Source organism: Burkholderia sp. LA-2-3-30-S1-D2, assembly GCF_001523915.2.
GTDB lineage: Bacteria > Pseudomonadota > Gammaproteobacteria > Burkholderiales > Burkholderiaceae > Burkholderia > Burkholderia diffusa.
Window position 1 is genome coordinate 1623508 of sequence record NZ_CP013383.1, and the last position, 26303, is coordinate 1649810.

21 protein-coding genes are annotated in these 26303 nt (G+C 66.5%); 10 read left to right on the forward strand and 11 right to left on the reverse strand.

What is annotated here, in order from left to right; genetic code table 11:
• Nucleotides 1–103: 103 nt before the first annotated feature.
• The 9 genes from WS66_RS07470 to WS66_RS07510 all read right to left on the reverse strand — a co-directional run bounded on the left by WS66_RS07470 (nucleotide 104) and on the right by WS66_RS07510 (nucleotide 10472).
• Nucleotides 104–883, reverse strand: coding sequence for an AraC family transcriptional regulator (locus WS66_RS07470; RefSeq protein ID WP_059598885.1), 780 nt, complete (start codon nucleotides 881–883; stop codon nucleotides 104–106).
• A 227-nt stretch (nucleotides 884–1110) separates the two neighbouring features.
• Entirely contained in the window at nucleotides 1111–1938 is an 828-nt protein-coding gene (locus WS66_RS07475; protein WP_059598884.1) for a M55 family metallopeptidase, read from the reverse strand.
• Nucleotides 1935–3017 carry a DmpA family aminopeptidase gene (locus tag WS66_RS07480; protein WP_059598883.1) on the reverse strand — a complete coding sequence of 361 codons (1083 nt, stop codon included), beginning with the start codon at nucleotides 3015–3017 and terminating at the stop codon, nucleotides 1935–1937. Before WS66_RS07480 ends, WS66_RS07475 begins: the two co-directional genes overlap by 4 nt.
• Entirely contained in the window at nucleotides 3017–3910 is an 894-nt protein-coding gene (gsiD, locus tag WS66_RS07485; RefSeq protein WP_059598882.1) for a glutathione ABC transporter permease GsiD, read from the reverse strand. Before gsiD ends, WS66_RS07480 begins: the two co-directional genes overlap by 1 nt.
• Nucleotides 3911–3917: 7 nt before the next feature.
• Complete coding sequence (gene gsiC, locus WS66_RS07490) at nucleotides 3918–4838, reverse strand: glutathione ABC transporter permease GsiC (protein WP_057928296.1); 921 nt, start codon at nucleotides 4836–4838, stop codon at nucleotides 3918–3920.
• A gap of 67 nt (nucleotides 4839–4905) precedes the next feature.
• Entirely contained in the window at nucleotides 4906–6468 is a 1563-nt protein-coding gene (gsiB, locus tag WS66_RS07495) for a glutathione ABC transporter substrate-binding protein GsiB (RefSeq protein WP_059598881.1), read from the reverse strand.
• A gap of 129 nt (nucleotides 6469–6597) precedes the next feature.
• Nucleotides 6598–8511, reverse strand: a complete 1914-nt coding sequence (locus tag WS66_RS07500) for a dipeptide ABC transporter ATP-binding protein (protein WP_059598880.1) — start codon at nucleotides 8509–8511, stop codon at nucleotides 6598–6600.
• A gap of 27 nt (nucleotides 8512–8538) precedes the next feature.
• Nucleotides 8539–9525 carry an isoaspartyl peptidase/L-asparaginase family protein gene (locus tag WS66_RS07505; RefSeq protein ID WP_059598879.1) on the reverse strand — a complete coding sequence of 329 codons (987 nt, stop codon included), beginning with the start codon at nucleotides 9523–9525 and terminating at the stop codon, nucleotides 8539–8541.
• The gene (locus WS66_RS07510; protein ID WP_059598878.1) at nucleotides 9522–10472 is read right to left on the reverse strand and encodes a MurR/RpiR family transcriptional regulator; all 951 of its coding nucleotides are present in this window, start codon (nucleotides 10470–10472) and stop codon (nucleotides 9522–9524) included. The genes WS66_RS07505 and WS66_RS07510 overlap by 4 nt, the downstream gene beginning before the upstream one ends.
• Nucleotides 10473–10923: 451 nt before the next feature.
• Between WS66_RS07510 and WS66_RS07515 the strand changes: the two genes are divergently transcribed.
• The 5 genes from WS66_RS07515 to WS66_RS07535 all read left to right on the forward strand — a co-directional run bounded on the left by WS66_RS07515 (nucleotide 10924) and on the right by WS66_RS07535 (nucleotide 18626).
• Nucleotides 10924–12195 (forward strand): MFS transporter, encoded by a 1272-nt coding sequence (locus WS66_RS07515; protein ID WP_059598877.1) that lies wholly within the window; start codon nucleotides 10924–10926, stop codon nucleotides 12193–12195.
• A gap of 27 nt (nucleotides 12196–12222) precedes the next feature.
• On the forward strand, nucleotides 12223–14643 hold the full coding sequence (locus tag WS66_RS07520; RefSeq protein ID WP_059598876.1) for a glycoside hydrolase family 31 protein: 2421 nt from the start codon (nucleotides 12223–12225) through the stop codon (nucleotides 14641–14643).
• A 120-nt stretch (nucleotides 14644–14763) separates the two neighbouring features.
• Nucleotides 14764–15951: a porin gene (locus WS66_RS07525; protein ID WP_059598875.1), complete on the forward strand. Its 1188-nt coding sequence runs from the start codon at nucleotides 14764–14766 to the stop codon at nucleotides 15949–15951.
• Nucleotides 15952–16234: 283 nt separating this feature from the next.
• On the forward strand, nucleotides 16235–18256 hold the full coding sequence (locus tag WS66_RS07530) for a BCCT family transporter (protein WP_059598874.1): 2022 nt from the start codon (nucleotides 16235–16237) through the stop codon (nucleotides 18254–18256).
• Nucleotides 18257–18314: 58 nt separating this feature from the next.
• Nucleotides 18315–18626, forward strand: coding sequence for a hypothetical protein (locus WS66_RS07535; RefSeq protein WP_059598873.1), 312 nt, complete (start codon nucleotides 18315–18317; stop codon nucleotides 18624–18626).
• 90 nt (nucleotides 18627–18716) lie between these two features.
• Here the strand turns inward: WS66_RS07535 and WS66_RS07540 are convergent, their stop codons facing one another.
• On the reverse strand, nucleotides 18717–19565 hold the full coding sequence (locus tag WS66_RS07540) for a class I SAM-dependent methyltransferase (RefSeq protein WP_059598872.1): 849 nt from the start codon (nucleotides 19563–19565) through the stop codon (nucleotides 18717–18719).
• A 181-nt stretch (nucleotides 19566–19746) separates the two neighbouring features.
• Between WS66_RS07540 and WS66_RS07545 the strand changes: the two genes are divergently transcribed.
• The 4 genes from WS66_RS07545 (at nucleotide 19747) to WS66_RS07555 (ending at nucleotide 23900) form a co-directional block, all read left to right on the forward strand.
• A complete protein-coding gene (locus WS66_RS07545; RefSeq protein ID WP_059598871.1) occupies nucleotides 19747–21210 on the forward strand; it encodes a metallophosphoesterase family protein in 1464 nt (487 codons plus the stop codon).
• Nucleotides 21211–21380: 170 nt separating this feature from the next.
• On the forward strand, nucleotides 21381–22706 hold the full coding sequence (locus WS66_RS07550; protein ID WP_236872931.1) for a cytochrome-c peroxidase: 1326 nt from the start codon (nucleotides 21381–21383) through the stop codon (nucleotides 22704–22706).
• 181 nt (nucleotides 22707–22887) lie between these two features.
• Nucleotides 22888–23040 carry a hypothetical protein gene (locus tag WS66_RS33580; RefSeq protein ID WP_159086529.1) on the forward strand — a complete coding sequence of 51 codons (153 nt, stop codon included), beginning with the start codon at nucleotides 22888–22890 and terminating at the stop codon, nucleotides 23038–23040.
• A 302-nt stretch (nucleotides 23041–23342) separates the two neighbouring features.
• Entirely contained in the window at nucleotides 23343–23900 is a 558-nt protein-coding gene (locus tag WS66_RS07555; protein WP_059598870.1) for a PAAR domain-containing protein, read from the forward strand.
• A gap of 47 nt (nucleotides 23901–23947) precedes the next feature.
• Here the strand turns inward: WS66_RS07555 and WS66_RS07560 are convergent, their stop codons facing one another.
• Nucleotides 23948–25198 carry an IS256 family transposase gene (locus WS66_RS07560; protein WP_059600046.1) on the reverse strand — a complete coding sequence of 417 codons (1251 nt, stop codon included), beginning with the start codon at nucleotides 25196–25198 and terminating at the stop codon, nucleotides 23948–23950.
• 57 nt (nucleotides 25199–25255) lie between these two features.
• On the opposite strand from WS66_RS07560, the gene WS66_RS07565 reads away from it, so the two are divergent.
• Nucleotides 25256–25888, forward strand: a complete 633-nt coding sequence (locus WS66_RS07565) for a type VI secretion system amidase effector protein Tae4 (protein WP_082729065.1) — start codon at nucleotides 25256–25258, stop codon at nucleotides 25886–25888.
• Nucleotides 25889–26303 lie beyond the last annotated feature (415 nt).

The following is a 26303-nucleotide window of genomic DNA, read 5'->3' on the forward strand; positions in this document are numbered from 1 at the left end:
TAACCGAGTGCCTTTAAGCGCGTCTGACCGAAACCTGGCAGGCGCGTTTTTTTCGTCCATGACCGAAGCACTGCACCGCGCCCCGCCGCCGTATCGGTTCCGGCTAGCGGCGCGCCTCCAGATACCGGCTCGGCGTTTCGCCGAGAATGCGGCGAAACGCCGACGTAAAGGCGCTCGCGCTCGCATATCCGAGATCGAGCGCGACACGCGTCACCGGCTGCCCGTCGCTCAGCCGTGTAATTGCCGCCAACATGCAGACCTGCTGACGCCACGCGGCAAAACTCATACCGGTCTGCGCGCGGAACAGCCGCGTAAACGTGCGCCGGCTCACGCCCACATCGGTCGCCATCCGGTCGAGATCGGCCGCGATCGACGGCGACGCGAACAGATGCCGACAGATCTTCCCTAGGCGCGCATCGGTCGGCAGCGGCGCGTGCAGCGACAGCCGCGGCATCTGCGCGATTTCCGCGATCAGCAGCGCCATCAGCTTGCCCGCCCGACCGTCGACGTCGTACATCGCCGGCAGGTCGATCGCATCGTCGATCAACTGTCGCAGGAGCGGCGACACCCCATATACGCCGCACTGGTCCGACAGCCCTGCGGCCCGGGCCGCGTCTTCGGACACGAACGCGTTGAGCATCGTGACCGGCCCGGTCATCGTCATTTCGTGCCGCACACCGGCCGGCACCCAGCATGCGCGCTGCGGCGGCACCAGCCAGCGGCCGTGCGGCGTCGACACGCTGATCGTGCCGCGCGACGCAAACGCGAACTGCCCGCGCCCGTGCGCCTGCTCCGGAAACGTCGTACCCGCCGCGTAGTCGTTGGCGGTCGCCACGACGCTACGCGGAATATGTTCGTAGGGATCCAGCAGCGTATTTCTCAAGGCCCGAATTCCATCATGAGTGACCCGACAGCGAAGGCGGGGCACCTTCGATCGGTCTACGATCCGCTCCACGCTTGCGCGACCGGACGGCCGCGAGACCCGACGGCCGAATCGGCCGGATAGCGACTTCATCGGAGCGGAGATGCCCAATACGTTTCATCTCGTGGGGCGTGGACCGACGCGGATTTCGGCGACGAGATCGCGGTCCGGCATCCGATCGGCACGCATCACCGCAGCATGAACGACATGGCCGACAGGCTGTTCAGCGTGCGCACCACGTGCTCGACCGACGGCCCGTCGAAGCGCAGCGTCACCGCATCGACCCGCTCGAGCGACGGCAGCACGCAGAACAGATCGGCGAGCGCGGCCGTCTGCACGCGCAGCGTGCAAGCAGCCGGCGCGGGCCGATGCGCTCCCGCGCGCCAGCCGGACGACAGCGCGTGCGCGACCGTTTCGCGTGCGGCGGTCGCGATGCGCGCGCAGGACGCTGCCGGCGTGAGCGTGTCGCCGCTCGATGCGCCGCCGGCCGTCTTGACCGTCTCGAAACGCGCGTCCGGAAACAACGGCCGGGTTTCCTCGGCGAACACGTCGTCGCCCGACGCCAGCGCGACGTGCGCGCCATATTCGCGCGCCAGCGCGCCGTACAGCCCGGCTTCGCCGAGCTCGACGCCATTCAGCCACACCTGCGTGAACGCGAAGTTGTTGATGGTGTGCGCAAGCACGCCGCGCGTCTGCGATTTCGCGTGAAAGCCGATCATGAACACGAGGTCGGGCTGCTGTTCGAGGCCCGCCATCATCCCCAGCGTGCGCGGCTTGCCGAGCACGACGCGGGCACGGGCATCGAGCCCGTCGGGCAGCAGATTGCGGAAGCCGCCATGCGAATCGTTGACCCAGACGGCCTGCGCGCCGCCGGCGAACGCGCCTTCGATCGCCGCGTTCGCCTCGGCGGTCATCCAGCGGCGCGCACGTTCGTATTCCGGATTGCCGGCACGCGTCTGCTCGATGGCGAACACGCCGGCGACACCCTCGATGTCGGTCGAGATGAGTATCTTCATGAATGGATCGGACGTCCTTCGTCACCTTCGTTGAATAACCGATCGAGATCGGGCACCGCGTCGCGCAGCGATTGCCGCACGTGGCCGTCGCGCCCGGTCACGGTCACGGCCTGCAGCAGCGCGTCGGCGATCGCGTGCTCGACGCTCTCGGCCGCGGCCATGAACAGCGGATCGAGCGCCGCATCGGCCACGAGGGCCGGTAGCGCGATGGTCGATGCATCGTGCGCGATCGTGTACGCGGTCGAAAAGGCGAGCGCGATGTCGCCGCTGCCGTGCCCGTAGACCGAACCGGTGCGGGCGAGCCCCGCGCCCGCGCGACGGGCGAGCCGCGACAGTTGCCGCGCGTCGAGCGGCGCATCGGTCGCCAGCAGCAGGATGATCGAGCCTTGCTCCGGCGCCGCCGCCTGCGCGTCCGCGGCGGCACGCCGCTGCGCGACGATGCGCCCGAGCGGCACGCCGCCGAGCGTCAGCATCGGCAGCCGGCCGAAATTCGCGAGCACCAGCGCGCCGACCGTGTACGGCCTGCCGGCCGCGACGGCCACGCGCGACGCGGAGCCGATCCCGCCCTTCAGGTCGAAACACGACATCCCGCGCCCGGCGCCCACCGCGCCACGTGCGAAGTCTCGCGCCGCGGTATTGCAGGCTTCTTCGTAATGCGCGGCCGTCACCGCGAACGCCTGGATGTCGTTCAGATAGCCATCGTTGCACTCGAACACGAGCGGGTTGACGGTCGGCCAGTCGCGGCCGATGTGCGGATTCTTCGCGATCGCCGCGCGGATCTGCGCCTGTGCGACCGCGCCGACGCCGAACGTGTTGGTCAGCGCGATCGGCGTGTCGAGCGTGCCGAGTTCGTCGACCTGCACGAGCCCGACGCTCTTGCCAAAGCCGTTGATCACGGCCGCGCCGGCCGGCACCTTGCTGCGGTAAGGGTCGCCCGGATGCGGCTTCACGACGGTGACGCCGGTCTGCACGTCGCCGGCATCGAGCGTCGCATGGCCGACCGTCACGCCCGGCACGTCGGCAATCGTGCCGCGCGGCCCGGCCGGCAGCGTCGTGCCCCACATCGGAACCGCACGCATCAGCGCCGCTCCAGCTTCGGGTCGAGCGCGTCGCGCAGTCCGTCGCCGAGCAGGTTGAACGCGAGCACGGTCAGGAAGATCGCGAGGCTCGGGAAGACTGCGATGTGCGGCGCCGTCACCATGTCGGCGCGCGCCTCGTTGAGCATCGCGCCCCACTCCGGCGTCGGCGGCTGCGCGCCGAGCCCGAGGAACGACAGGCTCGCGGCCGTGATGATCGACGTGCCGATCCGCATCGTGAAGTACACGACGACCGACGACACAGTGCCCGGCAGGATGTGCCGCATGATGATCGTCCAGTCCGACGCACCGATGCTGCGCGCGGCTTCCACGTAGGTCATGTGCTTGAGCATCAGCGTGTTGCCGCGCACGAGCCGCGCGAACGCCGGAATGCTGAAGATCGCGACCGCGCAGATCACGTTGACCATCCCGTTGCCGAGGATCGCGACCACGCCGATTGCGAGCAGGATCCCCGGGAACGCGAACAGCACGTCGGCCACGCGCATCGTGATGCGGTCCCACCAGCCTTCGTAGTAGCCCGCGAGCAACCCGAAGAACGTGCCGATGAGCGCGCCGAGCGCGACCGAGAAGAAGCCGGCGGCGAGCGAGATGCGCGTGCCGGTGACGATCCGGCTGAAGATGTCGCGGCCGAGCGAGTCGACGCCGAACCAATGCACGGCCGACGGACCGGCGTTCAGCGCGTCGTAGTCGAAATAGTTCTCCGGATCGAACGGCACGATGTGCGGGCCGACGAATGCGAGCACGACGAGCCCCAGCACGAAACCGCCCGCGACCAGCGCGACGGTCTGCTTGCGGAACTTGCGCCAGAATTCGCGCCACGGCGTGCGGATCGCGCTCGATGCGGCCGACGCCGCGGGCTGGACAGTCGCGTTCATGCGCGCCTCACTTGAACCGGATGGTCGGGTTGATGACCGCGTACAGCACGTCGACGGTCAGGTTGATCAGGATGAATTCGAGCGAGAACAGCAGCACGATCGCCTGGATCACCGGGTAGTCGCGCATCGTCACCGCGTCGACCAGCAGGCGCCCGAGCCCCGGCCAGTTGAACACGGCCTCGACGACGATCGAGCCGCCGAGCAGGAAGCCGAACTGCAGCCCCATCATCGTGACGACCGGGATCATCGCGTTGCGCAGGCAATGCTTGAGCACGACCATCGGCTCGTGCACACCCTTCGCGCGTGCGGTGCGCACGTAATCCTCGTTGAGCACCTCGACGAACGACGCGCGCGTGAAGCGCGCCATCACGGCCGCGACCGCGGCGCCGAGCGTCAGCGACGGCAGCACGTAGCTCTTCCACGTGCCGTCCGGCACGACGGGCAGCCAGCCGAGCTTCACCGAGAATATCTCCATCAGCAGCATGCCGAGCGCGAACGCCGGAAACGAGATGCCCGAGACCGCGATCGTCATCCCGAGGCGATCGGGCCAGCGATTGCGCCATACCGCCGACGCGATCCCGATCGCCATCCCGAACGCCGTCGCCCAGACCATGCTGACGAGCGTCAGCAGCAGCGTCGGCATGAAGCGCTCGCCGATCTCGGTCGACACCGGACGCTTGCTGCGCGTCGACGTCCCGAAATCGCCGTGCGCGATCTTCACGAAGAAGTTCGCGAACTGCGCCGGCAGCGGCCGGTCGAGCCCGAGATCGGCGCGCACGAGCGCGACCGTCGCGTCGTCGGCTTCCGGGCCGGCCGCGAGCCGCGCCGGATCGCCCGGCAGCAGGTGCACGAACAGGAACACCAGCACCGCGACGATCGCGAGCGTGGGCAGCAGGCCGAACAGGCGTTTGACGAGAAAATTCAGCATGGGGCACCGATCGAATCAGCGCGCCGGCAGCTCGCGCCGCCGGCGCCGCACAACGGGCGAATCGCCGTCATTTCACCGAGATTTCGTCGAAGTTGAACGAGCCGTCCGGCATCACGTACATACCGTGCAGGCGCTTGCTGCGCGCATAGACGATCTTCTCCTGCACCAGGAAGATCCACGGCGCGTCGGCCCACACCTGCTTCTGCGCGTCGGCGTACAGGGAGGCCTTCTTCGCTTGGTCGGTCGTCTCGAGCGCCTTCGCGAGATCGTCGTCGACCGCACCGTTCTTGTAGTACGCGGTGTTGTAGAGCTTCGGCGGCGCCGACGTGGACGCGAGCAGCGGCGACAGCGCCCAGTTCGCCTCGCCCGTCGAGGCCGACCAGCCGCTGTAGTACATCCGCACCGGTGCCGTCGCCGGATCCTGCGCGCTCTCGACCTTCGCGACCCGCTCGCCGGCCTCGAGTGCCTGCACCTGCACCTTCACGCCGACCTGCGCGAGCTGCTGCTGGACGAACTGGATCAGCTTCTGCGCCGTCGAATGGTTGTACGCGGACCAGAGCGTCGACTCGAAGCCGTTCGGATAACCGGCCTCCTTCAACAGCGCGCGCGCCTTCGCCGGATCGTACGGCCAGGGCCCGAGCTTGGTCGCGTATTCGACGCCCACCGGGGCGACGCCCGTCTGCGGGGTTGCGTAGCCGGCGAACACGACCTTCGCGAGCGCTTCCTTGTTGACCGCGTAGTTCAGCGCTTCACGCACCTTCGGATTGTCGAACGGCTTCTTCTGCGTGTTCAGCGAGATGTAGCGCTGGATGATCGACGGCCGCTCGATCAGATCGACCTTCGGATTGCTCTTCAGGTCGGCGGCCTGCTCGAACGGGATCGTGAACGCGAAATCGGCCTCGCCGGTCTTGAGCAACGCGGCGCGCGTGTTGTTGTCGACCACCGGCTTCCAGTCGATCGAATCGACCTTCGGATAGCCCTTCTTCCAGTAGCCGGCAAATTTCTTCACCTTCATGTCGTCGGTCTGCTTCCATTCGACGAACTCGAACGGGCCCGTGCCGACCGGATGCAGCGACACGTCGCGCCCCCACTTCTTCAGCGCGGCCGGCGAAATCATCACCGCCGAGGGATGCGCGAGCGTGTTGATGAACGCGGAGAACGGCTCGCGCAGCGTGAAGCGCACCGTCATCGGATCGACCACCTCGGTCTTCTCGATCACGCGGAACAGCCCGTAACGCTTCAGCTTGTTCGCCGGATCGGTCACGCGGTCGAAGTTCGTCTTCACCGCCTCGGCGTTGAAATCCGTGCCGTCGTGGAACTTCACGCCCGGGCGCAGCTTGACCGTGTAGACCTTCGCATCGGGCGACGCCTGGTAGCTCGTCGCGAGCACGTTGACGAGCTTCATGTCCTTGTCGAAGCCGAACAGCCCTTCGTAGAACGACTTGACGACAGCTTGCGACACCGTGTCGTTCGCGTCATACGGGTCCATCGTCGTGAACGTCGAGTACACGGCGACCACGACGTTCTGTTGCGCGAACGCGGGCACGGCGACCGACAGCGCGAGCGCGCCTGCCCCCGCGGCGAACAACGCGCGCGGACGGAACATCGGGAACGAATGCGACTTGTTCATTTTGTCTGGCTCCTGTGGATGATTCGGTAACGCGTGGTGGAAATCGCGGCGTGACTGCATCCGCTCGGGAAAATGACGCCGTTGCCTGGCGCGTGCGCAGCTGCGGTCCATATCCGCCTCGCCGTGCAATCAATACGCGCCGCCGACGCGATGCGTCGCGACGTAATGATCGGGGCCGACCGCCACGAGCGGCGCGACGATCGGCTCGTCGCCGACCGCGCGGATCGGGCTCGGAATCTCGTCCGCCGCGAGCTGGCGCGGCGCATGCCGGCGCGCGGGGTCTGCCACCGGCACCGCGCTCATCAGCTTCTTCGTGTACGGATGCTGCGGCGCCTCGAACACCGCGCGGCGCGGGCCGATCTCGACGATCTGGCCGAGATACATCACCGCGACGCGATGGCTGATGCGCTCGACGACGGCCATGTCGTGCGAGATGAACAGATACGCGACGCCCAGCTCGCGCTGCAGGTCGAGCATCAGGTTCACGATCTGCGCCTGCACGGACACGTCGAGCGCCGACACCGATTCATCGGCGATCACGACCTTCGGATTCAGCGCGAGCGCGCGTGCGATGGCGATCCGCTGACGCTGGCCGCCCGAGAATTCGTGCGGATAGCGGCGTGCGGCCTCCGGTGGCAGGCCGACCTTCTCGAGCAGCCAGTCGACGCGCGCCTGCGCTTCGCGGCCGCTCGCGACGCCATGTACGAGCAGCGGCTCCATGATCGAGAAACCGACCGTGAGGCGCGGGTTCAGCGACGCGAACGGATCCTGGAAGATGAACTGGATGTTTCGGCGCAGCGCCTGCAGGTCATGGCCCTTCATCGCACTGATGTCGCGGCCGTCGAATTCGATCGAGCCGCTCTGCGATTCGACGAGGCGCAGCAGCGAGCGGCCGGTGGTCGACTTGCCGCAGCCGGATTCGCCGACGAGCGCGAGCGTCTCGCCCGCGCGCAGCTCGAAGCTCACGCGCTCGACCGCGTGCACGTATTGCGACACGCGGCCAAACACGCCGCTCTTCACCGGAAACCGCGTGACGAGATCGCGCACGCGCAGGATCGGCGGCGCGGCCGGATCGACGTGCGGCTGCCCGGCGACGGGGGCCGCGACCGCGTCGTTCGCGGCAGATGCCGGCGTGGCCGCGCTCGCGCCGTCCACCTTCAGCAGCGGGAATTTCTCGGGGTTATCGGTGCCCTGCATCGAGCCGAGCCGCGGCACGGCCGCGAGCAGCGCACGCGTATAGCGATGCGCGGGCGTCGCGAAAATGCGTTCGGACTCGCCCTCTTCGACCTTCTCGCCGCGATACATCACGAGCACGCGATCGGCCACCTCGGCGACCACGCCCATGTCGTGCGTGATGAAGATCACGCCCATGTTCATTTCGTCCTGCAGGCCGCGGATCAGCTGCAGGATCTGCGCCTGGATCGTCACGTCGAGCGCGGTCGTCGGTTCGTCGGCGATCAGGAGCGCGGGCCGGCACGACAGCGCCATCGCGATCATCACGCGCTGCCGCATCCCGCCGGACAACTGGTGCGGATAGCGCGCGAACACGCGGCGCGCCTCCGGAATGCGCACGAGATCGAGCAGCCGCAACGCTTCCGCGCGGGCTTCGGTCGCGCTCTTCGACTGGTGCAGCGCGATCGCCTCGCTGATCTGGTCGCCGACCGTAAATACCGGGTTCAGCGACGTCATCGGCTCCTGGAAGATCATCGCGATGTCCGCGCCGCGGATCCCGCGCATCGTCGCCGCGCTCGCCTGCACGAGGTCGACGAGCGCGCCGCCGCGACGCCGCAACGCGATCCGGCCGCTCGTGATCTCGCCGCCGCCATGTTCGACGAGCCGCATCAGCGCGAGCGACGTGACCGACTTGCCGGAGCCCGACTCGCCGACGATCGCGAGCGTCTCGCCGCGATCGACGTGAAACGACACGTTGCGCACCGCATCGAACGTCGCGTTTTCGCGGCGAAACATGACCGACAGGTCGTCGACGGCGACGACGCGCTGCTCCGGCAGCACCAGCGCGGACGGGGTTCGGCTCGAAGTCATGCGAAGGTCTCCTCGTACGATCCGGAATCAGGCCGCATCGTCGCGATAGATGCCGACCACGGGCGTCTCGCCGACGCGCGCGTAGCCGCGATACATCCCTTCCGTGTTGAACGGCATCGCGACGTTGCCATGCGCGTCGACCGCGACGATCCCGCCGCGCCCGGCCAGGCGCGACAGCTTGTTCATCACGGCGTCGTGCGCGGCATCGGCGAGCGATGCGCCGCGATAGGCCATCTGCGCGGCCACGTCATGCGCGGTCGCGAGCCGGATGAACATCTCGCCGGTGCCCGTCGCGGATACCGCGCAGGTCGCGTCGTCCGCATAGCAGCCGGCGCCGATGATCGGCGAATCGCCGACGCGGCCGGGCTGCTTGTTCGTGATGCCGCCGGTCGACGTCGCCGCCGCGATATGGCCGTGCACGTCGCACGCGACCGCGCCGACCGTGCCGTGCTTACGATCGGGATCGAGCGGCTCGGCCGGCTGCCCGGCGCCGAACGCGAAGGTCGCGGCATCGTGATCGAGCATCGTGCCGGCCGCCGCGCGCGCCTTGACCCACTGTGCATGACGCGCCTCGGTGTCGAAGTAGCCGGGCTCGGCGAGTTCGAGGCCCTGTGCGGCCGCGAACGCGTCGGCGCCCGCGCCTGCCAGCAGCACGTGCTCGCTCGCCTCCATCACGCGCCGTGCGGCGAGCACCGGATTGCGCACGCGGGTCGCGCAGCAGATCGCGCCGGCCGCGAGCGTCGTGCCGTCCATCACCGCCGCGTCGAGTTCGTGTTTGCCTTCGGCCGTATAGACGGCGCCGCGCCCGGCGTTGAACAGCGGACAGTCCTCGAGCAGCCGCACCGCGACGGTCACGGCGTCGAGCGCGCTGCCGCCATCGGCGAGCACCTGTTGAGCGGCCAGCAGGATCGCGGTGAGTTCGGCGCGGTACTGGCGTTCGGTGTCGGTGTCCATCGCATCGCGCAGGATCGTGCCTGCACCGCCATGAATCGCGACGATCGCGGGTGAAGTCATGATTTTTTCGTACCGGAGGAAGAAGGGGTGGCGGCCGGCGGCACCGCTTGCGGGTGGATCAGCCACGGCAACAGGAATTCGGTCATTTCGGCGGCGGACTTCGCGGAGCGGTGCGTGCGCAGCGCGACCGCGTCGATCAGCGCCTCGATCATCGTCAGCACGGCCGCCTCCGACGTGGCCGCGAAACGCCGTTCGGCCTTGACGTACAGATTCAGCGACGCGATCGGTGCAAGCGGCGAACCGGGCCCGTCGGAGATGCCGAGCACGCGCGCGCCGCGCGCGGCCGCGCGGCGGGCCAGCTCGATCGTGTCCTTGACGTAGCGCGGAAACGCGAGCGCGATCACGAGGTCGCGCGAGTCGGCCGTATACAGGCGCCGCGCCGCATGCGACGGTCCCCCGAGCAACGCGAGCGACTGCACGTTGTCGTGACACACCGACAATCCGTGTTCCATCAGCCCGGTCAGAAACGCGCTCGAACCGGCGCCGAGAATCAGCACGCGCCGCGCGCCGACGATCGCCTCGACGGCCGCCTCGACGTCGGCCGCATCCAGCTGCGCACGCGTGTTCTCGATGTTCGCGACGGCCTGGTCGAACACCGCGTCGATCCACGCTGCGCCGCGCACGCCCTGCTCTTGTTCCTGCTCCTGCGCGGAACGCAGCCGCTCGACCGGGCCGAGCGTCGCCTCGAAGCCGCGCACGAGCGCCGCGCGCATCGCCGGATAGCCGTCGAAACCCAGCGCCTTCGCGAAGCGGTTCGCGGTCGCGATCGACGCGTTCACGGCCTGCGCCAGCTCGTCGATCCGCATCGTCGCCGCGCGAAACGGATTCGCGAGCACGAACTCGCCCATCCGGCGGTGGATCGGCGTCATCCGCGGCATGGCCGAGGCGATGCGCTCCGCGATCGCGGATTCCTCGTGACTGGCATCGTGCGGAACGAGAGGCGTCATTGCGAATGGTTTTGCAAGGTTGATGAAAATCAATTTACACAATCTGCCGACTGGAAAAAAATAAATTTTCATCAGGGTTCCCACGCCCCCCTGCCGGACCCGCCTGATGCAGTTGGTCGTGCGACGACCGCTCGATCGCCGTCCAGCCGGCATTCGCCGCCCTCGTCGCGCAACGCATCGAGGATCCCGTCCGCGAACCTATCGGGAATACCCCGAGGATGTTCGTTCGAATGCAGATTCACGTTGACCTGATTCGAATTCGAACATAGGATGCTCGAAAATGATCAGTCGTCAGATAACATTGGCTTTCAACAGCAGCGAAATGTTCGATCGAATGCGCCAATTCCGGTAGAAGCCAGGTGAATCGGCCGCCCATGAAGATCGGACATCGTACAAATATGACCGCATAAGACGCCCCAGCCGGGCGACTTGCATGGCTCAGGAGACAGCAGTGAAAACAGTCAAGGCGTTGCGCTGGTGGATCATCGTGCTGGTATGTCTCGGCACGATCCTCAACTACCTCGCGCGAAATTCCCTCGCGGTGCTCGCACCGGAACTGAAGCAGGTGTTCGCGATCTCGACGCAGCAATACTCGTATATCGTCGGGGCGTTCCAGATCGGCTACACGATCATGCAGCCGGTATGCGGGTTCATCGTCGACCTGATCGGCCTGCGGGTCGGGTTCGCGCTGTTCGCGATGCTGTGGTCGGTGGTCGGCGTCGCGCACGGCTTCGCGTCGGGCTGGCTGTCGCTCGGCATCCTGCGCGGCTTGCTCGGGCTGTTCGAGGCCGCCGCGATTCCGTCAGGGATGAAGGCCGTCGCCGAATGGTTTCCCGATCGCGAGAAATCCGTCGCGGTCGGCTACTTCAACGCGGGCACGTCGCTCGGCGCCGCGATCGCGCCGCCGCTCGTCGTGTTCCTGTCGATGCGATTCGGCTGGCAATCCGCGTTCATGGTCACCGGCGCGCTCGGCTTCGTGTGGGCCGCGCTCTGGTACACGCAGTACCGGTCGCCGGCCGATCATCCGCGCATCACGTCACAGGAGCGCACGCTGATCCGTGACGGCCAGGCCACGATGCCGGCCGCGTCGAAGCGCCGGATTCGCGACGTCGTCACCGCGCGTCGTTTCTGGGCGATCGCGCTGCCGCGCTTCTTCGCGGAACCCGCGTGGCAGACCTTCAGTTTCTGGATTCCGCTGTACCTCGCCACCGAACGCCACATGGCGCTCGCGCAGATCGCCGTGTTCGCGTGGATGCCGTTTCTCGCGGCCGATCTCGGCGGCATCGCCGGCGGCTATCTGTCGCCGTACCTCGCGAACCGGTTCAGGCTGCCGCTCGTGTGGTCGCGCGTCGCCGGCGTCGCGCTCGGCGCGGTGCTGATGCTGGGGCCGGCGATGATCGGGCTCGTGTCGTCGCCGTACACGGCCATCGGCCTGTTCTGCGTCGGCGGCTTCGCGCACCAGATGATCTCCGCGCTCGTCAACACGCTGTCGGCCGACGTGTTCGATCCCGAGGAAGTCGGCACCGCCAGCGGCTTTGCGGGCATGGCCGCATGGATCGGCGGGCTCGGCTTCTCGCTGCTGGTCGGCGCGCTCGCCGACAAGATCGGCTACGCACCGCTGTTCGCGTGCCTCGGCCTGTTCGACATCATCGGCGTCACGCTGCTCGCGGTGCTGATTCGCGGGCAGTCGAAGCAGGAGCGCCTGCTCGCGCAGCACGCCTGACCTCCGTCTTCACCAGGAATCGCTTACATGACTTCGCTTCTTCATCCGCCCGTGTTCCACGTCGCCGACCGGCAGGCGAACCGTGTGCTGCTCGCGTCCGACGCGGACGCGACGCTCGAGATCTTCGTGCTCGAGGACGACATCGTGCGCGTGCGCGTGCTGCCCGACGCGACGGCGCGCAACCCGCGCACCTGGACCATCGCGCCGGGCCTCGACGACGTGCCGCTCGAAGGGCGCGACCGTCTCGACCTGAGCGGCTTCGCGCAGCCGGCCTACGACTTCGTCGAAGACGACGGCGGCGTGCGCATCGAAACCGCGCAGATCCGCCTCACGGTAAGCCGGCAAGGCGGCCATTGCACGTGGTCGATGCGCGGCGCCGACGGCGCGTGGCGCGTCGTGCTCGCCGATCGCGCGACGCAAGCGTACAACTTCGGCTGGTGGGACGATCGCGCCTATCACTACGTCGCTCGCGAGCGCGGCGACAAGGTGTTCGGTCTCGGCGAGCGCGCGGGCGACCTCGACCGCACCGGCGCGCGCTTCGAGATGCGCAACATCGACGCGATGGGTTACAGCGCAAAGCACACGGACCCGCTCTACAAGCACATTCCGTTCTATGTCACGTGGTCGCCAGGCGCGTGCCAGGGCTTCGGGCTGTTCTACGACACGCTGTCGGATTGCGCGTTCGACATGGGCCGCGAGCTCGACAACTACCACGGGCTCTACCGCTACTTCGTCGCCGAGCACGGCGATCTCGACTACTACTTCATCGCGTCGCCCGACACGCCGCTCACGGCCGCGCGGCGCTTCACGTGGCTCACCGGGCGCCCCGCGCGCACGCCGAAATGGGGGCTCGGCTATTCGGGCTCGACGATGAGCTACACCGACGCGCCGGACGCGCAGCGGCAGATGAACCAGTTCGTCGAGCGGTGCGAATCGCACGACATTCTGTGCGATTCGTTCCACCTGTCGTCGGGCTATACGTCGATCGGCGAGAAGCGCTACGTGTTCAACTGGAACCGCGAGAAGTTTCCCGACGCGAAGGGTTTCGTGAAGCACTACCGCGACCACGGTATCCGCCTGTGCGCGAACATCAAGCCGTGCCTGCTGCGCGACCACCCGGCGTTCGACGACGCCGCGCGGCGCGGGCTGCTGATCCGCTCGGCATCCGGCGAACCGGCATGGGTGCAATTCTGGGACGAGGTCGGCGCGTATCTCGACTTCACGCAACCGGACGCCTACGACTGGTGGCGCGAGCAGGTCACGTCGGCGCTGCTCGACTACGGGATCGAGTCGACGTGGAACGACAACAACGAATACGAGATCTGGTCGCCCGACGCAATCGCGCACGGCTTCGGGCAGCCGTTTCCCGCACGCGAGGCGAAGGTGCTGCAGACGATGCTGATGATGCGCGCGTCGCGCGACGCACAGCGCGCACATGCGCCGGCGCGGCGGCCGTTCCTCGTGTCGCGCTCCGGCGGCGCGGGCATGCAGCGTTATGTGCAGACCTGGTCCGGCGACAACTACACGTCGTGGGAAACGCTGCGCTACAACCTGAAGATGGGCCTCGGGCTCGCGTTGTCGGGCGTGTCGAACATCGGTCACGACATCGGCGGCTTCTCCGGCCCCGCCCCGTCGCCCGAGCTGCTGCTGCGCTGGGTGCAGTTCGGCATCTTCATGCCGCGCTTCAGCATCCATTCGTGGAATGACGACGGAACCGTCAACGAACCGTGGATGTATCCGGAGATCACCGCGCGGATCGCGTCGCTGCTCAAGCAGCGCTACCGGCTGCTGCCTTACTTCTATCACCTGCTGTGGCTGTCGACCACGCGCTACGAGCCGGTGCTGCGGCCGACCTTCGGCGACTTCCCCGGCGACCCGCGCTGCTACGACGAATGCGACGACATGATGCTCGGCGACGCGCTGCTGGTCGCGCCGGTCGTCGAGCCGGGCCGCACGGAGCGCGAGGTCTACCTGCCGTCCGGTGCGCGCTGGCTGTGCTGCGCGAGCGCGCAGTCGTTCGACGGCGGCGCGAACGTGACGCTGCCCGCGCCGCTCGACACGCCGGTGATGCTGTTGCGCGAAGGCCGCGTGCTGCCGCTGAACGTCGCCGAGCAACGGTTCGGCGCACGCGCGGACACGCGCGGCTTCCTCGTCGCGCCGCGCATCGAGGACGGCGTTGCGTACGGCGAGTGCGTCGAGGACGACGGCGAAACGGAAGCGTGGCGCGACGGCGAATACGGGCTGTGGCGTGTCGAGACCGGACGCACGGCGTCCGGCGAACTCGGCGTGTCGGTCCGCTGGGATGGTCGCATGAACCGCCCTGCCGAGCGCGTGGAGATCCTGCTGCCGGCATCGCTGCAGGGCGCGCTTGCCGTGCGCGGTGCGTGCGTCGAACACGATGCGCGGGACGGCGCGTGGCGTCGCGTCGTCGTGGCACTCGACGACTGACCGCGCAAGCGCGGGACAACGCCGAACCCTCAGATCGGGCGGGCCGCGCACACGGCCCGCCCCTCCACCAAAGAGGAGGCCGATCAGCCTCCCGCCCCTGAAGAGACTTGGAGATCGTCAATGAAAGCATCGCATCACTATTCTGCAATCCTGATTTTATCGGCCGCGTCGCTCGGCGCTTCCGCCGCCCATGCGCAGAGCAGCGTGACGCTGTACGGCGTGGTCGACGATTCGCTCGCGTACGTCAACAACCAGCAGGGCCACTCGAACATTTACATGCGCGACGGCAACCTGTATGCGTCGAAGTTCGGGCTGCGCGGCGACGAGGATCTCGGCGGCGGCACGCACGCGATCTTCGACCTGCAATCCGGCTTCAACCTGAACACCGGCGCGCAAGCCGCCGCCGGCACGATCTTCAACCGCCAGGCCTTCGTCGGGCTGCGCAACGATCATTACGGCACGGTGACGGCCGGCCGCCAGTACACGCCGTACTTCCTGCTGGTCGGCCCGTACGCGTCGAGCAGCTGGCTGACCGGCGCGACGGGCGCGCATCCGGGCGACATCGACGGGCTCGACACGACGATCCGCGTAAACAATTCCGTCACCTACACGTCGCCGACCTTCTCCGGGCTGACCGCGAGCGCGATGTACGCGTTCGGCGGCATCGCCGGCGCGACCGGCAAGGGCAACACGTTCAGCGCCGCGCTGCGCTATGCGAACGGGCCGGTCGGGATCGCGGCCGGCTACCTGCGCATCAACAGCTCGGGCTCGTCGGCGGGCTTCCTCAATCCGGCGACCGCGGCTTCGGGCAGCTTCGCGGTGTCCGTGCTGAACCAGGGCTACCTGACCGCGAAGGCCGTCGAGCAGGTCGCAGCGGCCGGCAACTACACGCTCGGCAACCTGACGATGGGCCTCAACTACTCGAACGTGAAGTACCTGCCCGGCAACGGCTCCGCGTTCACGGACACGGCCGTGTTCAACACCTACGGCGCGCTCGCCGCGTACCGCTTCACGCCGACCTTCTCGGTGGCCGGCGCGTTCGCGTACACGCTCGCGTCGAAGGCGAACGGCGTGTCGGACGCGGCCCGTTACCAGCAGTATTCGTTGAAGGAGTCGTACAGCCTGTCGAAGCGCACGACGCTCTATGCGCTGCAGGCGTACACGCATTCGAGCGGGCGGACGCTCGGCGCGCTGGGTGCCGGCCATATCGTCGACGCGGCGCCGATCGTCGGCGATTCGCAGCAGCTCACGCCGTCGACGACGCGCGGCCAGTTCGTCGGCATGGCCGGGATCGCCATGACGTTCTGAACCCGTACGGCTGCGTTTCCCCTGCTCGAGCCCCGGACGATCCGGCATCGTCCGGGGCGCGGGTTGACGTTCGGCGTCGACCTCTTTCGCACGCAGCGCGCAGCGTGCGGGTTTTCGCGATCGCCCCGATACCTTACAATTCGTCAGGCTTATCCCTGCTGCATATCCCTTCATGCAGTCCTGACACCGCGGTACACTCGGCGCACGCCGTATCAGGGTCCGTCGCGCGCCATGCGCGCCGGGCGGCGTCGCGCCTCGTTGCGCCCACAACTGGATGCCAGCCATGCCAGATTCCCGTTCCTCGCCCCGCACGACATTCAAGCCGCAGGTCGTGCTGCCCGCGCTCGCGGTCATCGGTGCACTGCTCGTCGTGTGCGCGCTGCGCCCGAACGAAGCAGGCGCGCTCTTCTCCTCCGGCCAGCAATGGGTCGTCGCGCGCTTCGACTGGTTCTACGTACTCGCCGTCACCACGTTCCTCGTGTTCCTCGTGCTGATCGCGGCAAGCGACTTCGGCAACATCCGGCTCGGCCCCGACGACGCCGAGCCCGAGTTCAGCTTCCTGTCGTGGACAGCCATGCTGTTCGCGGCGGGCATGGGCATCGGCCTCATGTACTTCGGCGTCGGCGAGCCGATGCAGCACTTCCTGAAGCCGCCGACCGTCGACCCCGGCACGCCGGCCGCCGCGCGCGAGGCGATGCTGATGACCTTCTTCCACTGGGGCTTTCATGCGTGGGCGATCTACGGGCTGATGGGGCTCGTGCTCGCATATTTCGGATTCCGCTACAACTTGCCGCTGACGCTGCGCTCCGGCCTGTATCCGGTGCTGCGCGAGCGCGTGAACGGCTGGATCGGCCACGCGGTCGACGCGTTCGCGCTGGTCGGCACGGTCGCGGGCATCGCGACGACGCTCGGCTACGGCGTGATGCAGTTGAGCGCGGGCCTGCATACGGTCGCCGGTTGGGACACGAGCGGCAACGCGTTTCGCATCGGGCTCGTCGTGATCGTCGTGATCCTGGCCGGCGCATCGGCCGCGAGCGGTCTCGACAAGGGCGTGCGGCGGCTGTCCGAGCTGAACCTGCTGCTGGCGTTCCTGTTGCTCGCGTTCGTGGTCGTCGCGGGCCCGACGTCGTTCCTGCTGCGCGCGCTCGGCGACAACATCGGCCAGTACCTGTCGAATCTCGTCGACCTGTCGTTCCGCACCTATGCGTACGCGCCGCCGCGCGAGGAAGGCTGGTTCGGCGGCTGGACGATCCTCTACTGGGCATGGTGGGTATCGTGGTCACCGTTCGTCGGCATGTTCATCGCGCGCATCTCGCGCGGCCGCACGATCCGCCAGTTCGTGATCGGTGTGTTGCTCGTGCCGACCGCATTCAATCTCGTGTGGATGACCGTGTTCGGCAACAGCGCGATCTGGCTCGACACGCATGGCGCGGCCGGCGCGCTCGCGCAAACGGCCGGCAGTGTCGATGCGTTGCTGTTCCGTTTCTTCGATTTCCTGCCGCTTCCGCAGTTGCTGTCGATCGTCGCGATCGTGTTGATCGCGGTGTTCTTCGTCACGTCCGCCGATTCCGGCGCATTCGTGATCGACCAGATCGCGACGCGCGGCACCGCGCATTCGCCGGTCTGGCAGCGGCTGTTCTGGGCTGTGCTGCTGGGCGTGACGGCGGCCGTGCTACTGGTCGCGGGCGGGCTCGGCGCGCTGCAGGCGATGACGTTGATCGCCGCATTGCCGGTCGCCTTGATCATGCTCGCGCTTTGTTACGGGCTGTGGCGCGGGCTCGCGGCCGATCGCGCGCACTATTCCCAGGACGTCGCGCCCGCGACGAGCTTCTGGACCGGCCAGCACTGGCGCCATCGCCTGACCCACATCCTGCGGCAGACGACCGAAGCCGACGCACGCCAGTTCGTCGCGGAAACCGTCGAGCCCGCGCTACGCAAGGTCGCCGACGAGCTGCGTTCGGGCGGCGTCGACGCACACGTGCAGCGCGACAGCGACGACGCAGTGCGGCTGACCATGCCGACCGCGGAACACCGCGATTTCGTCTACGGCGCGCGCGTGACGGCCAAATCCGCGGCGGCCTTCCTGGTACGCGAAGCGGCCGAGCCGGATGCCGAGCGTCCGCACGTGTACGGCATCGTCACGTTCTTCGAGGACGGCCGGCTCGGCTACGACATCGAATATCTGCGCGGCGACGAACTGATCGCTGACGTACTGCGTCAATACGAACGCTACGTCTCGCTCGCAGCCGACCAGCGTACGCATCTGCTGAGCCGCGCGCCGGGACACGCAACGGAGGCCGAATGAATCCGACCGCCGCGTTCCTCTCATCGAGCCGACGCGCGGCAGCCGACGGAGCCATGCCATGAGCAGCCTCCTGAACAATCGCACCGGCGACTTCATCGCGCTCGCGACGCTCGCGGTGCTTTACCTCGGCGGCGTCGGCCTTGCGCTGTGGCGGATCCGCACCGCCGCACCGCGCGGCAAGGTTTACTGGATCTTCTGCATCGCGCTGCTGGCCGGCGGCGCGATCGCGATCACCGCCAACCTGTCGCCCGTGCCGAACAGCGGCGAGATGCCGCCCGGTTTCGCACTCGGCGTCGAGGCGGTGCTGCTCGGGCTCGCGCTCGTGGCGGCCAGCTGCGCCTGGCTGATGTTGCGTGCGAGGCGCGACTGATACCTGCCTTTTGCACGGCGCCGCAGCCTCGTCACGCATGAACGGCAACACGCATGCCGAACAACGGGCTGCCGCCATTTTCCCGATGCATCATGCAGACGGCGCCCGCGCGGTGACGAGCCAGCACGCCGCGTCGAAGCACAGGTTCGCGTCCTGCACATAGCGCCCGAACGCAGCGCGAACCGTATCGATCACGCGCCGGCGCGTCGCGTCTTCCACCTGACGAAGCGCGAGCCCGACCGGCCCCAGTCGCGCGATGTAGTCGTCCAGCTCGGACACCGGCAACGCGCACGCGATATCGATCGGCTCGATCGCGATGTCGGCCCAGCCGCTGTCCGACAATACCGACGCGATCCGTTGCCGGTCGCCGAACGCGAATTGTCCCGGCGCCCCCGGCTGCCGCGCCGGCATGGCGGGCAGCAATGGCGCCGCGACACGCTCTGCCGTCGTCATGAACGGATTGTCGGCGGCGCCGCGCCATGCGACGAATCGCAGTTGCGCGTTCGGGCGCGCCGCGTGCCGCAGGTTCGCGAAGGCCTGCACCGGATCGTCGAAGAACATCACACCGAAGCGCGACACGATCAGATCGAACTGCCCCGGCGCAAACGCATGCGTCTGCGCATCGGCATGCACGAAGTCGGCATCAACGCCCTCGCGTTCGACGCGTGCCCGTGCAGCGGCGATCATCTGCGCCGAAATATCCAGGCCCGTACAGTGCGCGTGCGCGCCAATCCGCCGTGCGATCGCGAGCGTCACCGCGCCGGTGCCGCAGCCGACGTCGAGCACGCTGCTCGAGGACGCCGCCACCGCCCCATCCGCGAGCAATGTCTCGAACGGCTCGAACATCCGGTCGAGCGAGCGCTGCGCGTCGACCCATGCCAGCCCCGACGGGCCATTCCATAGCGCAGACTGCGCTTCGTTTGTCCGGTTTCCTTCCATCGTCGATTCTCCTTTTGTCCGCATCGTTGACCGTGATCCGGACTATGCTGCTTCAAGCCGGCTTGAGGTCAAGGCTGCGAACGCGGCACGACTCGCGCGACGCGTCGGCCTTCGCACCCCATCCTTCACAATTCTTACATTCGCGTTCCGTATCGTTGACGGCTTTCCTACGGTGCCTCCCATGCGACGACTCCTCTCCCGCGCGCTGTTCGTGCGCTGCGCTCCGCTTGTTGCCCTCGCGGCGCTGTCCGCGTGTTCGAATCACATCGATACGCCCGCCGACCCGGCCAGTGCCGCGATCAACGTTCAGGCCGCGTGGGTCGAGATCGGCGATGCGAACCAGGCGATCGCACGCGTGGTCACCAACTACAGCCCCGTGTCCGCGAGCGATCCGCTGTGTCCGCAGCTGTCCGTCGACGGCAAGCTGTCGCGCATGACGCTGCGTGCCGGCGCCGCGACCATCGCGCAACGTCCGACGGCGAGCGCCCCGGCCGACTCGAAACCGTCGAGCTTCCCGGTGTCGGTCTGCGAAGCGATGCTGCCCACCGATGCACAGACGGCGAGCGTCGCGGGCCGCGCGCTGCCGCTGCCGAAAGCGCAGCCGCAGCGCATCGCGATCATCGCCGACACCGGCTGCCGGATGAAGAAGGCCGACAACGCATGGCAGGCGTGCAACGACGCGACGGTCTGGCCGTTCGACACGATCGCGGCGAGCGTCGCGAAGCTGTCGCCGGACCTCGTGCTGCACGTCGGCGACTATCACTACCGCGAAAACGCGTGCCCGCCCGACATCGCCGGCTGCAAGGACAGCCCGTGGGGCTACGGCTGGGATACGTGGCAGGCCGACCTGTTCCGCCCGGCCGCGCCGCTGTTCGCGAAGGCGCCGTGGGTCGTCGTGCGCGGCAACCACGAGGAATGCGCACGGGCTGGACAGGGCTGGTACCGCTTCCTCGATCCGCACCCGTATTCGGCAGCCCGTTCGTGCGACGATCCGGCCAACGACGACGACGCGAACTACTCGGATCCGTATGCGGTGTCGCTCGGCGGCGGCACGCAAGTGATCGTGTTCGACACCGCAAAGGTCGGTCGCAATCCGCTGAAGACGACCGATGCGCAGTTCCGCATCTACCAGAAGCAGTTCCAGACGGTCGCGTCGCTCGCGTCGAAGGCCGGCATGTCGACGACGATCTTCACGAACCACCATCCGATCCTCGCATTCGCGCCGATCGCCGGCAGCACGCCGGCGCCGGGCAACCTCGCGCTGCAGTCGGTGATGGCGAGCCTGAACGCGCAGGCGTACTATCCGCCCGGCATCCAGGTCGCGCTGCACGGGCACGTGCACGATTTCCAGGCGATCAACTTCTCGTCCGGGCATCCGGCGACGATCGTATCCGGCAACGGTGGTGACAACCTCGACGTCGCGCTGCCCGATCCATTCCCGGCCGGCCTGACGCCCGCGCCGGGCGCCGTGATCGAACGACTGTCACACCACAACAGCTTCGGTTTCCTGATCATGGAGCGACGCGCGGCGCCGGCGACGGGCTGGGTGTTCCATGCGTATTCGGCGGCCGGCAAGCTGCTCGCGTCGTGCGACCAGTCGGGCAACACGCTCGCATGCGACAAGACGGGGTTCATCGCGCCGTGAGTGACGAAGTTCGATTGAGTGATGATCTGACGAATTCGACCGGCCGCCGGCGACGGATGGCCGGCTCGCGGATGCAGACGGTTTCGTCGGTGACCGCTGCCGAGCATCGGGTTTGCGCTTCGGTTCCGGTCGCCGGCGGTGGCCGGACGGTACGCGTGCTTGCCGCCACCCTGCTCGCCGGCGCGGCGCTCGCGGCCCATGCCACACCGTCGGAGACGATCCTTCTTCCCGGTGTGCCGTCGCGTGTCGTCGGCACGATCGGCAACGGCACGCCGCAGGTGACCGGCAAGGTCGACGCCGCAGCCGCCCGTTTCGCGCCCGATCCGACGCTCGTCGCGCTGGGCCGCCGGATCTTCTTCGATCCGCGGCTGTCCGAGCCGCGCGGCATGTCGTGCGCGGGCTGCCACGATCCGGGACGCGCATTCGCGCCGACATTGTCGGCCGCTTCGCTCGCGGGGCCCGGCGTGCCGGAAGGCAGCCGCCACGGGCGCTTCAGCGTGCGCAACGCGCCGTCGTTGCTCTACGTGCGCTACGTGCCACGCCGCCACTTCTACCAGGATGACGACGCGCCCGCGCCGTCGCCGTTCGGCGGCCTCTTCAGCGACGGCCGCGCGGACACGCTCGCCGAACAGATCCGCGGGCCGTTGTTCGATCCGAACGAGATGAACAATCGATCGCCGGCCGCGCTCCTACGCAAGGTCGACGGCACCGAACTGGCGGACGATCTCGCCGCGCGTTTCGGCGCATCGGTGCGGCGCGACCCCGAACAGCTGGTGCGCGCGCTGGGCTCGGCCGTCGAGGCGTATCTGCAGAGCGACGACATGGCGCCGTTCACGTCGCGCTTCGACGCGTACCTGCGCACGCGCAAGCCGCTCGCGCCGGCCGAGATGCGCGGCCTGGCGCTGTTCCGCAATCCTGACAAGGGCAACTGCATGAGTTGCCATACGCTGACGGAGACGTCGAGCCGGCCGGAGCGCTCGCTCTTCACCGATTTCGGCTACGACGCGATCGCGGTGCCGCGCAACCGCGCGCTGCCCGCGAACCGAGATCCGCGCCATTTCGACAACGGCCTGTGCGACACGGCAGCACGGCTGCGCTGGCCCGAGCCGACGCAATGGTGTGGCTATCTGCGTACGCCGGGGCTGCGCAACGTCGCGGTCAAGCAGACGTTCATGCACAACGGCGTGTTCACGACGCTGCGCGACGCGGTCGCGTTCTACAACACGCGCTCGACCGACCCGGGCTACTGGTATCACGGCGCCAGGACGTTCGACGACGTGCCGGCCGCCTATCGCGGCAACATCAACGTCAATTCGACGCCGATGAACCGCCGGCCGGGCATGCAGCCCGCACTCACCGACTCGGAAATCGACGACATCGTCGCGTTCCTCGGCACGCTGACCGACGCGCGCTACGCGAACATCGTCCCGCCCGCCGCGCCTGCCGCCCGGATTACCGGATCGCCTGCTGCCCGCACACCGGCGCCGGTGCGCTGAACGCGGACCGAACGTCCAGGCGGATGCGCGCCCGCTTGCGGCCGCCAGGAAGGCTGCTCGCGCGTTCCGAGCGAAGATCGACAAGGTCGAGGACCCTGCCGCCGACAAGAAGACGGAGAAAGCCCGTACGGCCTTCGCGCTGACCGTCCGCCAGCTTTGTGACGGCTACAAGGGAAAGGCGATGGTCATTCTCGCCGAAGGGTCGATCTACATCCTGAACTGGGCCATCGAGAATATGGTGAATCCGAACCTCGGTTCACTGGAAGCTCGAAAGGCCACGCCAGCCGACATCATCTACATGCTTGAAACCAGCGGGAAATCGTGGAGCGCCTGAAATCGAGTGCTGACGACGATCACGGTCCTGTTCGACCATGCGATTACATCCCGTGGTTGCAAGACGGCTTGCAACCGACGCTCGGGGATTGCGCCGACGTCGATCTGACCGGTGCAAAAGCTGCCGACATGCTGAAGCGCTCGGCAACGGGGTTTGGAAACCATCCTCGGTTGTATGAACCTCAAGGTTTCCATCGCGTGATCAACCACTCATTGAAAAGAAGGATATAGCGCCCCTCAGGAATACTGAGATAAATTGCGCAGCCACGCGACTAAGATCGTGGTTTCTGAGTGGGGAAAACAATGCAAAGAAGAATCGCGTCTGTGGGCGACGTATTGTCCAGTGGTGGCACCGTTCTACCTGCGGATGGACCACCGATGACATTCATGGGTCATCAAGTCGCCCTGATCGGAGGTCAAGCATTTTGCACCGCCTGTAAGAGCAACGGCGTCATTGCCAAGTCCGGGGGACCTTACCGCTTACAGTTCTTAGCGGAAGTTGCCCTGGATGGCGACATCGTAATGTGCAAATGCCCGAGGCCACCGCGCATTATTGCTGCGCTTAGTGGTGAGTCATGGTGCGACGACAACCTAGGTGGTTGCGGTCAGCACACCTCTTCTGGTTTCGCCGCTGCTGACGCTATTGCGTCCAACTTGGTCGAGCCGTACGACGAACAAGTAAAGGCGACGGCTGATGGTCCGGCAGGCTACCCCTACTACATCGAGACAACGGATGGTCGTGTGTTCCAAGGACGTCTCGACGCAAGCGGCATGTTACCGCGCGTCCATACGGGCCACAGCGCCGACGACTATACGGTCTACTGGGGTGACGACGCAATCGCCAAGCAGAATGCGGCTTAACCATGCCGGGGGTGTCAGAATTTCCGTGTTCAAGGCGGGGTTGAGATTCACACGGATGGTCGAACGAACCGGTCCTCGTAGAGGATAGCGAATTGGTTCATCGCTGTCTTCCAGTCGTGAGCGGCACGTCCCCAATCGGCAGTGATGTTGCGCAGCGCCAGCCAGATCAGTTTCGTCGCGGCATCATCGGTCGGGAAGTGACCTCGGGTCTTGATGATCTTGCGTAGCTGCGAATTGATGTTCTCGATGGCGTTCGTCGTGTAGATCACCTTGCGCACGCCCGGCGGGAACGCAAAGAACGGAATCACGCGATCCCAGGCGTTGCGCCACGCCGTGCTGACCGGCGGGAATTTCTGCCCCCACGGACCGTCAGCAAACGCATCCAGCTCGGCCTGCGCGGCTTCAGCGCTCGGGGCGGTATAGATCGGGCGGATCGCAGCAGCGAGGGACTTGCGGTCTTTCCAGCTCGCGTAATCGAGACTGTTGCGGATCAGGTGGACGATGCAGGTTTGCAGCGTCGTGGCCGGAAACACCACCGCAAGTGCTTCGGGCATGCCCTTGAGGCCGTCGGTCACGGCAATCAGGATGTCGCCCACGCCGCGTGTTTTCAGATCATTGAATACCTTCATCCAGAACTTGGCGCCCTCGGTGTTCTCGATCCACAGGCCCAGGATGTCACGCGTGCCGTCGGGCAGAATGCCCAGTGCCAGATAGACGGCCTTGTTGCGCACGACGGCGTCTTCGCGAATCTTCACGCGCAGCGCGTCGAAGAATACGACCGGATACATCGGTTCGAGTGGCCGGGCCTGCCAGGCCGTCACTTCGGCCATGACCTCATCGGTCACCGAACTGATGAATTCGGGCGAAACTTCCGTGCCGTACTGCTCCAGCACAAAGCCCTGAATCTCGCGCACGGTCATGCCCCGTGCGTACATCGCAACGATCTTGTCGTCGAAGCCCGTGAAGCGTCGTTCGTGTTTGGGGATCAGCAGTGGTTCGAAACTGCCGTCGCGGTCGCGCGGTACTTCGATGCGGATCGGTCCGTCTTCGGTCAGAACCGTCTTGGCGCCACGGCCGTTGCGCTGGTTCGTCACGCTGGCCGGTTTTGCCGCGCCCGGCGCGTAGCCGAGGTGGTGATTCATCTCACCGCCCAGCGCTCGCTCGATCAGCGCCTTCTTGAGGGCTAGCGTCGCGGCATTGATCGCTTCGGCCGTCATCGGGCCGTTGCCGAATTGTTCAAGCAGTTCAGCGGGAATCGCCGGTAGCTCTACCGGTGGGGTTTTCGGTTTGCGAGGCATAGGTTCTCCTGGGGAGGATCATATGCCTTGAACACGAAATTACTGACAGGCCCAACCATGCCAAACAAACCGCTGAAGGTACGCTCGAACAGTACGCGTGACTCGGTCAAGCCAACTCAATTGAACTCAATTACGTTTCAAGAGCTTTGGAACGCCTACCCGAGCAAAGATCCATACGACGATAAGACAGGTCAGTATGAGAACCAGTGTGCCATCCGCATGAGCGTGACCTTTCACAACATAGGAAGCGATATGAAGTCGTTTTCGCAGAAGGTCGTAAAGCCCATGCCTGGAAAGAAAGTGTTGGGCCGTCTCATGCTTAATGACAAGCCTACGGCAACCCGTGCTTATGAGCTTGCAGAGTGGTTGAAACTGCAACCTTTGTTGGGACTCGGCAAACCGGAGAACATTACTGGCGCAGATTGGCAGAGCAAAGTGAAAGGCCGAACGGGGATCATTTACTTCTTTGGTTACTGGCGACAAGACGGTGATTCTTCCGATAACCTTAGCGGCGGTCACATCGACTTGTGGAACAAGGACACGCTGACGCCCAACTGGGCGTCGTTTCTACGGTTCCGCGTTGGCATGTCATCAATGCCCAATCCGTTGTCCTGGCTTCGCGGTCGACGAGACAACGCGTTCTCCGATCTAGCCAACTCGAAAGAAATCCTTTTTTGGGAAGTGAAATGAAGCGTATCGGGCTTGCGATGTTGGGGTTCGTGTGGGGCTTGCTGGTCACATGGGTGTCAGGCTACACATTCAGCCACATGCACTGGCCAACGCCTCCCTCACATTCAACCGGCTGTAACGACCTGGAGCATTGTGGCTCTCATGCCGCCTTTTTCCTGACGACGCTAGGACTGCTACTGTGGCCTGCCATCGTGTTCTGCGCGTTGAACGCAGTCGCCTATAAGCGATGGTCGAATCGGAGATGGGGCACCGTGTTTGCCGTTGTGACGCTATTCGTCGTGTTGCTCTATCTCGCTACCTACGCAGTACCGTCGTTGGGCCTCTTCGGCTGACGCCGACGACTATACGATAGTCACCTAGATTGTGTTGCGACGTGCCTGAGCGCTCCATACCACACGCGCTCAGGCCACCACCA